Source organism: Kitasatospora sp. NPDC051164 (genome assembly GCF_044455625.1).
Taxonomy (GTDB): Bacteria; Actinomycetota; Actinomycetes; order Streptomycetales; family Streptomycetaceae; genus Kitasatospora.
On record NZ_JBITFB010000011.1, the window covers coordinates 17,081 to 31,675 of the forward strand.

Annotated in this window: 2 protein-coding genes (1 of these 2 running past the window's edge); both read right to left on the reverse strand. The window is 77.6% G+C overall.

The features are described 5' to 3' along the window. Complete coding sequence (locus ACIBEC_RS17795; RefSeq protein ID WP_360493058.1) at positions 1–9,282, reverse strand: SDR family NAD(P)-dependent oxidoreductase; 9,282 nt, start codon at positions 9,280–9,282, stop codon at positions 1–3. Next, positions 9,279–14,595, reverse strand: partial view of an SDR family NAD(P)-dependent oxidoreductase gene (locus ACIBEC_RS17800; RefSeq protein ID WP_360493061.1) — the 3' portion only. The gene runs 1,622 nt beyond the window's last position; 5,317 of the gene's 6,939 nt are visible here — the last part of the coding sequence; its start codon lies beyond the right edge, outside the window; it ends in the stop codon at positions 9,279–9,281. The genes ACIBEC_RS17795 and ACIBEC_RS17800 overlap by 4 nt, the downstream gene beginning before the upstream one ends.

Below are 14,595 nucleotides of genomic sequence, written 5' to 3' on the forward strand. Positions count from 1 at the left end.
TCAGTCCATCGCGGCGGCCAGCCGGTCGATGACGAGGTCCGCCAGGATCTGCGGCGTCGGGTTCTCGTACAGCACGTCGGCGGGCCAGTCGAGGCCGGTCAGTGCGACGAGGTGGTCGCGCAGCTCGATCGCCGTGACGGAGGTGAGACCGAGGTCGAAGAACTCGTCCTCGACGCCCACCTCGTCGACGGACGCGTGCCCCAGCACCGCGGCCACCAGTCCGCGGACACCGCCCAGGACGGCGTCCTGCCACTGGTCGCGCGGCAACGCGGCCAGCGCCAGCCAGAGTTCGGCCTCCCGGTTGGGGCCGGCCCCGGGCTCGTCCTCTGCGGTATCCGCCGCGTCCGCGGTGGGAGCGGCGGGAGCGGTGGGAGCGGCGTCGGGCTCGACGGCCACGGGCTCGGGCACGGCCACGGCCACGGGCACGGGCACGGGCACGGGCACGGGCACGGAAACAACCGGCGCGGAGACCTCGGGCGCGGGGGCCGTGGCCCCCGACGCCTCGGTCCCGGCGGCGGCAGCCCCCGGCGTCGCAGCGGGAAGCGCGTCCCCGTCGACGAGGCGGACCGCAGGCTCACCCGCCGTCAGCGCCCGGAACAGCCCGGCCGCCGCCGCCCGCGGGTCCAGCCCCGGAGCGACCGCCACCGCGACCGCGGAGCGACCGAGGGCCAGGATCCCGGCCGACGGCTCCGACACCCGCTCCCCCACCGACACGACGGCGACCAGCGGTACCGTCCCGTCCTTCCCGACCGTCCCCGGGTCCACCCCGGCCCCGACGATCGCCGCCGTCGGCGCCACCGCACCTTCCGCCTCGGCGAGCCGGACGGCACCGGGCGGGCAGGGGGAGCCCCCCGCCACCAGGCAGCGGGCGCCGAAACGCCGTACCTCCTCGGCCACCGCCCCGGCGAGCCCGTCCGGGAGGCCGGCCAGCAGGACGTCGCCCGCCGGGCGCCACCGCTCGGCCGGTTCCACCGTCCGGTACTCGCGCACGGACACGCCGTCCGCCTCGATCCGGGCCTCGGGGTGCCCCTCGGCGATCACCGCGCAGAGCCGGGCCCGGGCCCGGGCGTCGACCACCGGCGGCAGGATCACCAGGTGGTCGCCGACCGGGTCGCCGCCGTCCGTGCCGAGGGCCCACCGCGGGACGCCGGGCGCCGCGACCGGTTCGGCCCCGGGCAGCGCGACGACGAGGTCCGGCCGCTCGGCGCCGCCCGTCCGCACGCGTGCGCCGTGCCGGGCCAGGGCCCCGGCGAGCGCGTCGGCCAGGTCGTCGTCGCCCCCGGGCGGGGCGAGGAGCAGCACGTCCCGGTCGAGGGCCGGGGCCGGGCCGTCCGGGACGCGCCGCCACCGGGCCGTCTGCACGACCGGGAGCCGGGCGCCGGAGCGCAGTCGGCCGAGGGCTGCGAGGATCTCGGCGGGCGTCTCGTCCCCCCGCAGGTCGAGCAGGCCCAGCGCCGCGGCGACGTCGTCGTTCTCCAGGGCGGACCAGAGCGGGGCGAGCACGGTGTCCGCGGGGGCGGGCGCCACGGGCTCGGGCACCGCGGGCGCCGCTTCGACGGCCTTCGGCACGACGACCTCGGGCCAGTAGTGCCGGCTGCGGAACGCGTACCGCGGCAGCGACACCCGGCGCAGCGGCCTGCCCTCGTGGACGGCCGCCCAGTCCACCGGCACCCCGTGGGTGTGCAGGGCGCCCAGCGCCTCGGTGGCCGCGCGGACGTCCGTCCGGTCCCGTCGCAACAGGGCGACCGGGCGGACCGGGAGGTCCGGAAGGCACACCGCGGCGGCCGGGGCCAGCACCGCGTCGGGGCCGAGCTCCAGGAACGCGGTCGCCCCGTCCTCGTGGGCGCGGCGGACGGCGTCGGAGAAGCGGACCGATCCGCGCAGCTGGTCCACCCAGTAGTCGGCGGAGTCCATCGGCGCGTCGGTGCGGACGGTGGAGACGACCGGGATCCCGGCCGTCCCGAACCGTACCGCCGCGGCCACCTCGCGGAACTCGGCGAGCGCCGGCTCCACGAGCGGCGAGTGGAAGGCGATGCCCACGTTCAGCCGGCGGGTGCGGTGCCCGCGGGCCACGAGCTCGGCGGCGACCGCCGTCACGGCCTCGTCCTCCCCCGAGAGCACCACGGCCGCGGGACCGTTGACGGCGGCGATCGCCACCCGGTCCGCCCGGCCGTCGAGCAGGGCGAGCACCTCCTCCTCGGAGGCCCGGACCGACATCATCGCGCCGCCCGGCGGGAGGGCGCCGAGCACCCGGCCCCGGGCGGCCACCAGCGCGGCGGCCCGGTCGAGCGGGATCAGGCCGGACACGCAGGCGGCGGAGAGCTCGCCGACGGAGTGGCCGATCAGGAGGTCGGGCGTCACGCCCCAGGAGGACAGCAGCCGGAACTGGGCCACCTGGAGGGCGAACAGCGCCGCCTGGGTGTACTCGGTGCGGTCGAGCGGCCCCTCCTCGCCGAAGACCGCCTCGCGCAGCGGGCTGCCCAGGTCGAAGAGCCCGCAGACCTCGTCGAAGGCCCGCGCGTAGACCGGGAAGGTCTCGTACAGTTCCCGTCCCATGCCCGGGAGTTGGCTGCCCTGCCCGGTGAACAGCAGGGCGAGCCGGGGCCGGCCGGCCGTCGCGCGGCGCAGGCCCGGGTCGGTCCGGCCGTCCGCCAGGGCGGTCAGCGCGGTACGGATCGCCGGCTCGTCCGCGCCCGTCACCGCCGCCCGGTACCGCTGGGCGGACCGGGTGGTGGCCAGGGCGCGGGCGACGGCGGGCAGGTCCGTGGTGTCCGCCGCCAGCAGGCGGGCGGCCTGGGCGGACAGCGCCGTCTCGGAGCGCGCCGACAGCAGCCACGGCACGCCCTCCAGGTCGGGCCCGGCCGGCTCGGCGACGGGCGCCGCCGGCGGCTGCTCGATCACCACGTGGGCGTTGGTCCCGCTGATCCCGAACGAGGACACGCCCATCCGGCGGGGGCCCGGCCGCTCGGGCCAGGGCTGGGCCGAGCTCAGCAGGGCGACGTTCCCGGTGCTCCAGTCGACGTGCGGTGACGGCTCGTCGAGGTGCAGGCTGCGCGGCAGCAGCCCGTGCCGGATGGACAGCACGGCCTTGATGACGCCGGCGATGCCGGCCGCCGCCTGCACGTGCCCCAGGTTGGACTTGAGCGAGCCCAGCCAGAGCGGCTCCGGGCGGTCCTGACCGTAGACCGCCAGCACCGCCTGGGCCTCGATCGGGTCGCCGAGCGCCGTGCCGGTGCCGTGCCCCTCGATCGCGTCCACGTCGGCGGGGCGCAGGCCGCCTGCGGCGAGGGCCGCCCGCATCACCTGTTCCTGGGCACGGCCGTTGGGCGCGGTGAGGCCGTTGCTCGCGCCGTCGGAGTTCACCGCGCTGGCGCGCAGCACGGCCAGCACCTCGTGGCCGAGGGCGCGGGCCCGGGAGAGGCGCTCGACGAGCACCATGCCGACCCCCTCGCCGAGCGCGGTGCCGTCGGCCGCGGCGGCGAACGGCTTGCAGCGGCCGTCGGCGGCCAGTCCGCGCTGGCGGCTGAACTCGACGAACACCATCGGCGTCGAGAGCACCGTGACGCCGCCGGCCAGCGCGAGGTCGCACTCCCCCGCCCGGACGGACTGGGCGGCGAGGTGCAGGGCGACCAGGGAGGACGAGCAGGCGGTGTCGACGGTGATGGTCGGGCCCTCCAGGCCGTAGCTGTAGGCGACCCGGCCGGACAGCACGCCGCCGCCGACGCCGGGGGCGAGGAAGCCCTCGGCCGCCGCGCCCTCCAGGAGGCGGCCGTAGTCCTGGTACATGGAGCCGACGAACACGCCGGTGCGGGTGCCGCGCAGCGTGGCCGGGTCGATCCCGGCGTCCTCGCAGGCCTCCCAGACGGTCTCCAGCAGGAGGCGCTGCTGCGGGTCCATCGCGGCGGCCTCGCGCGGCGACACCCCGAAGAAGGCCGCGTCGAAGGTGGTCGCGCCGGCCATGAAGCCGCCGTGCCGGACGTAGCTGTGCCCGGCGGCGGCCGGGTCCGGGTCGTACCGGTCGACCGGCCAGCCGCGGTCCTCGGGGAAGGGGCCGATGCCGTCGCGTTCGGCGCTCAGCAGCTCCCAGAGGTCCTCCGGCGTGGCGACGCCGCCGGGGAGCCGGCAGCCGATCCCGACGAGGACGACGGGGTCGTCCGCGTCGGCCTGCCGGGAGGCGGCCGCGACGGGCGCCGAGGCCTGCGCGCCGGCCAGCAGGTCGTCCAGGTGGCGGGCCAGCGCGGCCGGGTTGGGGTGGCTGAAGACCACGGTCGCGGGCAGCCGCAGGCCGGTGGCGGCGGAGAGCCGGTTGCGCAGTTCGACGGAGCTGACCGAACCGAAGCCGACGTCCTTGAAGGCCCGGTCGGGGTCGACGCCGTCCGCCGAGCCGTGGCCGAGGACGGCGGCGGCGTGCGCGGCCACCAGGTCGAGCAGCACCCGCTGCCGGTCGGCCGGGGTCTTGCCGGCCAGGCGGGCGCCCAGTTCGGGGTCGACGGCCACGCCGCCGCCGGCGGCGGTGCGGCGGGCCGGCGCACCGACCAGGGCGCGCAGCGGGGCGGGCACCCCGTCGCCCATCGCGCGCAGGGTGGCCGGGTCGAGCCGGATGGGTGCGAGCACCGGCTCGTCGGAGGCGAGGGCGCCGTCCAGGGCGGCGAGGCCGGCGCGGTCGGACAGCGCGAGGAAGCCCGAGCGGCCGAAGCCGTCGCGGTCGACCCCCTCGGTCATGGTGCTCTCGGCCTCCCACAGGCCCCAGGCCAGGGAGACCCCCGGCAGGCCCTGGGCGTGGCGCAGCCGGATCAGGGCGTCGAGTCCGGCGTTGGCCGCCGCGTAGTTGGCCTGTCCGAACCCGCCGAGCAGGCCGGCCGCCGAGGAGAAGAACACCAGCCGCGCGTCGGGCAGCAGGGTGTGCAGGTGCAGGGCCGCGTCGAGCTTGGGTGCCAGCACCCGGGTGAGGCGCTCCGGCGTCAGGTCGGTGACCAGGACGTCGTCCAGGACGCCCGCGGCGTGGACGACGGTGGTGAAGCCGGCGCCGTCGACCAGCCGGGCCAGTGCGGCGCGGTCGGAGACGTCGCAGGCCGCCGCCTCGACCGTCGCGCCGGCGGAGGTCAGCGCGTCGACGAGCTCGGCCGCGCCGGGGGTCCGTGCGCCGCGCCGGCCGACCAGCACCAGGTCGTGCACGCCGTGCGCGTCGACCAGGTGGCGGGCGACGAGCTGCCCGAGGGTGCCGAAGGCCCCGGTGACCAGGACCTTGCCGAGCCCCGCGGCCGGGTCCTCGGCCGGGTCGGCGGTCGGCGCCGCGCGTTCCAGCCGGAGCACCGTGGCGGCGCCGTCGGCCAGCGCGATCTGCGGCTCACCGGCGGCCAGCGCGGCGGGTACCGCGGTGAGCGTGGCGTCGGAGTCGTCGGCCAGGTCGAGCAGCAGGAAGCGGTCGGGGTGCTCGACCTGGGCGGAGCGCACCAGGCCGGCCACGGCGGCCTCGGCGACGTCCTCGCGCACCCGGCGGGTGACCACCACGAGGGTCGCGGCCGCGGAGCCCTCGTCCGCGAGCCACTCCTGCACCGTGGTGAGCGCGCTCGCCACGGCGGCGGCCGGCTCACCGGTCGGCGCCGGGACCAGGACGAACGGCGCGGTGCCGGTGGCGGGCTGACGCTTCAGCAGCGCGGCGAGGTCCGGGTCGGGCACCGCGAAGTCGACCGCGGCGCCGTCGGGCAGGGCGCGGCCCACCCAGGCGGGGCGCAGCAGGTCGCGGCTGTCCGACCGGCCCAGGGCGCCCTCGGGCAGCGCGCGCAGCACGAGCGTGTCCACCGTGGCGACCGGCGCGCCCGACGGGTCGGCCAGCTCGATCCGGACGGCGTCGGGCCCGGCCGCGGTGACGGCCACCCGGACGGAGTCGGCGCCGACGGCGTGGACGCGCACGCCCGTCCACTCGAAGGGCAGCGAGGGCCGGTCGGGCGGCCCGGTGAGGAAGCCGCCGAGCGCCACCGGGTGGAGGCAGGCGTCGAGCAGCGCGGGGTGCAGCACGAAGCCGTCCGGCTCGGTGCCGGGCAGCGCGACCTCGGCGAACACGGCGCCGTCGCGGCCGCGCCACAGCGCCCGCACACCGCGGAAGGCCGGGCCGTACGGGAGCCCGGCGCCGCGCAGCCGGGCGTAGAGCTCCTCCACGTCGAGCGGTTCGGCGTCGGCCGGCGGCCAGGCGACCGGCGTGGGCGCCGGTCGGGCGTCGTCGGGTAGCAGGACGGCGGTGGCGTGGGTGGTCCAGTGATCCGTCCCGCCGGTGCGGGTGTGCAGGGTCAGTGCGCGGGAGCCGTCCTCGGCGGGCGCCGCGACGTCGAGCCGCACCCGGACCTCGGCGTCCTCGGGCAGGACGACCGGGGTGAGCAGGGTGAGCTGGTCGACGACCGCGCAGCCCACCTCGTCGCCGGCCCGGGCGGCCAGTTCGGTGATGGCCGCGCCCGGGAGCACCACCAGTCCGTCGACGACGTGGTCGGCCAGCCAGGGCAGGGCGGTCAGGGAGAGCCGGCCGGTCAGGACGGTCTGCTCGCCGCCCAGGCAGGCCCGCAGGACGGGGTGGTCGACGAGGTCCAGGCCCAAGGCGGCCGGGTCGTCGTCGGCGCGCCAGTACGGCTCGGTGACGAAGGCGGTGGTGGGGAGCTCGACGCGGCGGGCGCCGGGCCACACCGCCGACCAGTCCGGCCGCACCCCCCTGACGTGCAACTGGGCGAGCGCGGTGAGCAGTTGGGCCCGGCCGCCCTCGTCGCGGCGCAGGGTGTGCACGACCGCGGCGTCTGCGTCGAGCGCCTCGACGGTCTCCTGCGCCCCGTTGGTGACCACCGGGTGCGGGCTGACCTCCAGCAGGGTCGTGCAGCCGCGCCGGACGAGCGCGGTGACGGCCTCGTCGAAGCGGACCGTCTCTCGCAGGTTGCGGTACCAGTAGTCGGCGTCGAAGGCGTCGTCGCCGTCGATCCACCGGCCTTCGACGGAGGAGAAGAACGGCACCTCGGGGGCGCGCGGGCGCACCGGTGCGAGCGCCTCCAGGACCTGGTCGCGGACGGCCTCGACGTGGAAGCAGTGCGAGGCGTAGTCGACGTCGACCCGGCGGGCCCGCACCTCCTCGGCCTCGCAGGCGGCGAGGAGCTCGTCCAGCGCGTCGACGTCACCGGAGACGACCGCCGAGGACGTGCCGTTGACGGCGGCGACCGCCAGTCGGCCGTCCCAGCGGCCGAGCCGCTCGCGGACCTGGTCGGCGGGCAGCGCGACGGACATCATCCCGCCGCGGCCGGAGAGTGCCGGCAGCGCCCGGCTGCGCAGGGCGACCACCCGGGCGGCGTCCTCCAGGGTGAGCGCGCCGGCCACGCAGGCCGCGGCGATCTCGCCCTGGCTGTGGCCGACCACGGCGGTGGGCCGGATGCCCAGCGAGCGCCAGACCTCGGCGAGGGCGACCATCACGGCGAACAGGGCGGGCTGGACGACGTCGACCCGCTCCAGGTCCCCCGCGCCGCGCAGCACGGCCTCCAGGTCGAAGTCGACGTGCGGGGCGAGCGCGGCCGCGCACTCGGCGATCCGGGCCCGGAACACCTCGTCGGTGTCCAGCAGTTCCACCGCCATGTCCCGCCACTGCGAGCCCTGGCCCGGGAAGAGGAAGGCCACCCCGCCGGACGGGCCGACGGTGCCCTCGACCACGGCCGCCGAGGGGCGGCCGGCCGCGAGTTCGGCCAGACCGGCCGTCAGCTCGGCGCGGTCGGCGCCGCGGACGACGGCGCGGTGCTCGTGCGCGGCCCGGGTGGTGGCCAGCGAGAGGGCGACGTCGCCCTCCCGCAGCGCGGGCCGGGCGGCCAGGTACCCGGTCAGCGCCTCGGCCTGGGCGCGCAGCCCGGCGGCCGACCGGCCGGACAGCGCCCAGGTCCACGGCCCGGGGGCGTCCTCGGCGGGTTCGTCCCGGTCGGCCGCCGCGGGCGGTTCCTCCAGGATCACGTGGGCGTTGGTGCCGCTGACGCCGAACGAGGAGACGCCCGCCCGCCGGGGTTCGGCGCCGGCCGGCCAGGGCGAGTCCTCGGCCAGCAGCTCCACGGCGCCCGCCGACCAGTCGACGTACGGGGTGGGCTCGTCCAGGTGCAGGGTCCTGGGCAGCACGCCGTGGCGCATCGCCATGACCATCTTGATGATCCCGGCGACACCGGCCGCGGCCTGGGTGTGCCCGAGGTTGGACTTGATCGAGCCCAGTCGCAGCGGCTCGGCGCGCTCCTTGCCGTAGGCGGCGAGCACGGCCTGCGCCTCCACCGGGTCGCCCAGCGGGGTGCCGGTGCCGTGCGCCTCGACCACGTCGACCTGGGTGGGGGTGAGGCCCGCGTCGACCAGGGCCTCGCGGATGACCCGCTGCTGGGCGGGGCCGTTGGGGGCGGTCAGGCCGTTGCTGGCGCCGTCCTGGTTGATCGCGCTGCCGCGCACCACCGCGAGGACCGGCCGGCCGGCCTCGAGCGCCGCCGACAGCCGCTCGACCACGAGGACGCCGACGCCCTCGGACCACGCGGTGCCGTCGGCGGCGGCGGCGAACGGCTTGCAGCGCCCGTCGGGGGCCAGCCCGCGCTGGCGGCTGAACTCGACGAAGGCGGTCGGGGTCGCCAGCACCGTCGCACCGCCCACCAGCGCCATGTCGCACTCGCCGCGCCGCAGGGCCTTGACGGCCAGGTGCAGGGCGACCAGCGAGGAGGAGCAGGCGGTGTCCACGGTGACGGCGGGGCCGCGCAGGCCGAGCTGGTAGGCCACCCGCCCGGAGACGACACTGCCCGCGCCCTGGGCTCCCGGGTAGTCGTGGTGCATCACGCCGGTGTAGACGCCGGTGCGGCTCTCCCGCAGGACGGTCGGGTCCAGGCCGGCCCGTTCCACGGCCTCCCAGGAGGCCTGGAGGATCATTCGCTGCTGCGGATCGGTGTAGTGGGCCTCCTTGGGCGAGATGCCGAAGAACCCGGCGTCGAACTCGGCGGCGTCGTGCAGGAACCCGCCCTGCATGACGGTGGTTGTGCCGGGGTGGTCCGGGTCGGGGTGGTAGAGCGCGTCGAGGTCCCAGCCGCGGTTGGCGGGGAACCGGCTGACGCCGTCCCGGCCCTCGGCGACCAGCTTCCACAGGTCGTCGGGCGAGGCGACGCCGCCGGGGTAGCGGCAGGCCATGCCGACGATCGCGATCGGCTCGGCGGAGCGGTCCTGGAGGTCGCGCAGTCGGCGCTTGGTCGACTGGAGTTCCGCGGTGACCCGCCGCAGGTACTCGCGCAGCTTGTCGTCGGTGGTCATCGGGTACGGTCCTCCAGTCCCGGCAGCGGGCTGCCGAGTTCAGCGTCGATCAGGGCGAAGACCTCGTCGTCGGTCGCGGTCTCGAAGGGGTCGAGCGATCCCGGCGCGGCGTGCGGCGTCAGCTCGTCGAGCAGGCCGCGGACGCGTTCGGCGGCCCGGTCGCGGGCGAGGTCGTCGGTGGCGGCGGCGGTGAGCTCGGCGGCCAGCCGGTCGAAGGCCGCGAACAGCGACGGCAGGTCGCCCGAACGGTCCGCGCCGCCGAGCCGCTCGTCGAGGTGGACGACCAGCTCGGCCGGGGTGGGGTGGTCGAAGACCAGGGTGGCCTCCAGGGTCAGGCCGAGCGCGGCGCCGAGCCGGTTGCGGAACTCGACCGAGCTCAGCGAGTCGAAGCCGAGCTCCTGGAAGGAGCGGTCGGACTCGATCGCGCCGGCGTCGGCGTAGCCGAGCACCGCGGCGGCCTGGCCGCGGACGACGGCCGACAGGCGGGTGCGCCGCTCGTCCGGGTCGAGCGCGGCGAGCCCGGCGAGGGCGGGGTCGGCCGTCGCGGGCGCGGGCGGCACGAGCGCGCGCAGCAGGTGCGGGATGGCGGCGGACCGGCCGGGGGTGAGGCGGATCGCGGCCACCTCCGGTTCGGTGCCGGCCAGGGCGGCGTCGAGCAGGCGCAGCGCGGCGTCCGCCGACAGCAGTTCGATGCCGGCCCGGGCGAGCCGGGCGCGGTCGGCGGTCATGCCCTCGTCCGTCGCCCAGGGGCCCCAGGCCACCGAGACGGCGCGGCCGCCGCCCGCGACCCGGTGCCGGGCGAGGGCGTCGAGGAAGGCGTTGGCCGCGGCGTAGTTGCCCTGGCCGGGGCCGCCGAGGACGCCGGCGACCGAGGAGAACAGCACCAGGTCGGCGTCGGGCAGCAGCTCGTGCAGGTGGCTCGCGCCGTCGGCCTTCGGGCGCAGTACGGCGTCGAGGCGCTCGGCGTCGAGGGTGGTGACCACCCCGTCGTCGAGCACGCCCGCGGCGTGGATCACCGTGCCGACCGTCCGGCCGGCCAGCAGCGCGGCGAGCGCGGCGCGGTCGGCGACGTCGCAGGCGGCGGTCTCGACGCGGGCGTCGAGGCCGGCCAGGCCCTCCGGAGCCCGGCCGCTGCGGCTGACCAGCAGGAGGTCACGGACCCCGTGCCGCTCGACCAGGTGGCGGACGACCGGACCGGCGAGGGCGCCGGCGGCGCCGGTGACCAGGACGGTGCCGTGGTCGCGCGGCCCGGGTTCGGCGGCCTCGGCGGGCATCCGGACGAGGCGGGCCGCCCGGACGGCGCCGTCCCGCAGGGACAGCTGCGGCTCGTCGGAGCCCAGCGCGGCCGGCAGGTCGGTGAGGTCGTCGGCCTCGACCAGCGTGAACCGGCCGGGGTGCTCGGACTGCGCGGAGCGCACCAGGCCCCAGGCGGCGGCGGTGGCCGGGTCGGGCGCCGTGGTGAGCAGGACGAGCCGGGCGGTGGCGTACCGCTCCCCCGCCAGCCACTCCTGGATCAGGTCGAGCACCCGCCGGGTGAGCGCGCGGGCGGCGGCGCCGTCCGGCCCGTCGGAGGCGACGGGCAGCACGACCACCGGCGGCACGTCCGCCAGCGCGGACAGCTCCGCGGCCCGGACGACCTCGGCGCCGGACGCTGTCAGGGCGGCCGCGGCGCCGGCCGGGTCGGCGCCGACCACCGCGTAGCGGGCGGCCCGCTCCGGCCGGGGCGGGTCCATCGGGACCCACTCGACCCGGTACAGCGGGTCGGCGGGGGCACCGGCCGGGCGCAGGACGACCGACTCGACGGTCGCCACCGGGCGGCCGGCCGGGTCGGTGAGCCGCACCTCGACGGTGTCGGGGCCCAGGTGGGCGACCCTGGCCCGGGCGGCCGTCGCCCCGGGGTTGTGCACCCGGACGCCCGACCAGGCGAACGGCAGCCGCGGGCGGTCGCCGTCGATGACGCCGGTCAGCGCCACCGCGTGCAGGGCGGAGTCGAGCAGCACCGGGTGCAGGGCGTACGGCCCGGCGTCCCCGCCGGGCACGAGCACGTCGGCGTACACGGCCTCGCCGGCGCGCCAGGCCCGGCGCAGCCCCTGGAAGGCCGGTCCGTACCCGGTCAGGCCGTGGTAGAGCCGGGTGACGTCGATCTCCTCGGCGTCGCCGGGCAGCGGCGGGGTGCTCGGGGTGTCGGCGGGGGCGGGGTCGAGGGCACCGGTGGCGTGCCGGGTCCAGGCGCCGCCGGTCGGGCGGGCGTGCAGCTCGAACTCGCGCCGGCCGTCCGCGTCGGCGGGCCGGACGGTGACCCGCAGGTCGGCGTCGTCGAACAGCAGCGGGGCCTGGATCACCAGCTCGGCGATCCGGGGGCAGCCGAGCCGGGCCCCGGCGTGCAGGACCAGCTCGACGAGGAAGGCGCCCGGGACGATGGCGGTGCCGTCCACGGTGTGGTCGGCCAGCCAGGGCTGGTCCGCCCGGGATGTCCGCGCGGTGAGCACGTCCCCGTCGGCCAGTTCGACCAGCTCGACCGCCTCGGCCCGCGGGCGGGCGCCCGCGGGGGCGGTCTCGACCCAGTGGCGCTCGCGGGCGAACGGGTAGCCGGGCAGCGACAGCCGGCGCGGACACACGGGCGGGGCGAGGGTGATCTCGGCGCCCTCGACCCAGGCGCCGGCGAGGGTCCGCAGGTCGCCGGCCGCGACGGGCGCCGCGGCGCGCCGGCGGCGGCCGCGGTGGCCGGTCCCGGCGCGCAGGGCCTCGATGAGCTCGGCGGTGGTGGTGGCGACGACGGCGAGCCGCTCGTCCAGGTGGTCGCGGCCGGCCCAGAGGGTGTAGGCGAGCGCCTCCAGGTCCACCGCGGGGGCCCGCGTCGCGAGCCGGGCCGCCAGGTCGGCGGGGGTGGTCCCCTCGTCGATCGGCGGCCGGACGCCGAAGGCCGCCTCGACGCGGTGCGCGAGTTCGGCCAACCGCGGGTAGTCGAGGCCGAGTTCGGCCAGCGGCTCGCGCGGGTCGGCCTGGAAGCCGACCACCTCGGTCAGGATCGCCTCCAGCGCCGACGCGGTGTCTGCGTCGGCCGTCCGCTCCAGGTGGGCGAGCAACTCCTCGACCACGGTGTCGAGTCGGGTGGCGTCCTTGGCGGAGAGCACGAACAGCCGGGGTTCGGCCGGCGCCGGCGCGACCGCCTCGGCAGGGTGCTCGGCGAGCACCAGGTGGGCGTTGGAGCCGCCCGCGCCGAAGGAGCTGATCGCCGCCGTGCGCGGCCGGCCCTCGCGCGGCGCCCACGGCTCGGTGGCGCGCTGCACCCGGAAGCGCGAACCGTCCCAGTCCACGGCGGGGTTGAGCGGGTCGGCGTGCAGGGAGGGCACCAGCTGCCGGTGCCGGAACTGGAGCACGACCTTGCTGACGGCGGCGATGCCGGCGGCCGACTCCAAGTGGCCGATGTTCGACTTGACCGAACCGATCGGCCAGGGGCCGCGACCGGCGCCGGCCTGGTCGAACGCCCGCTCCAGGGCGTCGAGTTCGATCGGGTCGCCGAGGCTGGTGCCGGTGCCGTGCGCCTCCAGGTAGCCGAGCTCGGCCGGGTCCACGCCCGAGTCCGCCAGCGACCGGGCGATCAGCGCGGCCTGGGAGGCCGGGTTGGGCACCGAGAAGCCGCCGGTGCGGCCGCCGTGATTGAGGGTCGTGCCGCGGATGACGGCGTGCACGTGGTCGCCGTCGCGCAGCGCGTCGCGCAGCGGGCGCAGCAGCACCACGCCGACGCCCTCGCCGGGCACGTAGCCGTCCCCGCCCTCGCCGAAGGCCCGGCAGCGGCCGTCGGTGGACAGGAAGGACGACTGGCTCAGCAGCAGGTACTTGTTGGGATGGACGTGCAGGTTGACGCCGCCGGCCAGGGCCGCCTCGCAGTCGCCCCGCCGAATCGCCTCGACGGCGAGGTGGATCGCCGTCAGGGACGACGAGCACATGCTGTCGAGGGCGATGCTCGGCCCGCGCAGGTCGAGGAAGTACGAGACGCGGTTGGCGATCGAGGCGGCGAACGAGGACGGCACCAGGCCGGGTTCGTCCTGGACCCCGTACAGCTGGTACTGGTTGTACATCACCCCGGCGAACACACCGACGTCCCGGCCGCGCCAGGCCGACGGGGCGTGGCCGGCCTCCTCGAACGCGTGCCACGCCTCCTGGAGGAACAGCCGCTCCTGCGGGTCCAGGACGGCGGCCTCGTTCGGCGAGATGTGGAAGAACGCGGCGTCGAACTCGTCGATGCCGTCGACGAAGCCGCCCCAGCGGCCGTAGGAGCGGCCGGGCAGGCCCTTGGTGTCGGTGTGGATCGCCCGGTGGTCCCAGCGGTCGGCGGGCACCTCGGTGATGCAGTCGCGGCCGGTGCGCAGGTTCGCCCAGAACTCGTCGAGGTCACGGGCCTTCGGGTAGCGTCCGCTGATCCCGACCACGGCGATCGCGTCGTCCTGGACGTCCGGGGCGGCGGTCCGCTCCACGGCGGCTGCGGGGGCCTGGGCGTGGACGCGCCCGACGGCCTGCACAGGGGCCTGCACAGGGGCCTGGGCGGCGGCCTGAACGGGGGCCGGCGCGGGAACGGGCTCGGCGGCCGGTTCCGCCACGGCCCCGAACTCGCCGGTGATCCGCTCCGCCGACCCGACGAGGGCGACCACGTGCGGGCGGCCGCTGCCGACCGCCGCCAGCAGGATGTCCACGGCGGTCGGGGTGTCCATCGGCCGCAGGCCCATCCGCCGCAGCCCGGCGGTGTCGAGCGGCATCCCGCCCTCGGCCCAGGCCGGCCAGCCGACCGAGACCACGCCCGGCTTCCCCTCCGCGAAGCCGTCCAGGAAGGCGTTGGCGCAGGCGTAGTCGGCCTGACCGGGGTTGCCCCACGCCCCCGCGGTGGAGGAGCAGAGCACCAGGAAGTCCAGCCCGAGGTCCCGGGTCGCCCCGTACAGGTGGCGGGCGCCGGCGAGCTTGGGCGCGAGCACCGCACGGACGTCCTCGGCGGCCTTGCCCGCGATCAGTCCGTCGCGCAGCACGCCGGCGGCGTGGACCACGCCGTGCAGCGCACCGAACCTGGACAGCGCCAGGTCGACGACGCGGCGCACGTCCTCGGCCCGGGTGACGTCGGCCGCCACCACGGCGACCTCCGCCCCGAGGGCGGTCAGCTCGGCGCTCACCGACGGGTCCGCGGCGGAGCGCCCGCAGAGCACCAGGCGGGCCCGGACTGTCCGGGCCAAGTGGCGGGCCAGGGCCAGGCCCGCCCCGCCGAGGCCGCCGGTGATCAGGTAGACGCCCCGGTCGCGCAGCCGCGCGGGGCGCTCCGGGGCC

Bases quoted from the DNA above. Each gene is read 5' to 3' on its own strand.
- ACIBEC_RS17795 (WP_360493058.1), bottom strand. From the start codon at position 9,282: ATGACCACCGACGACAAGCTGCGCGAGTACCTGCGGCGGGTCACCGCG.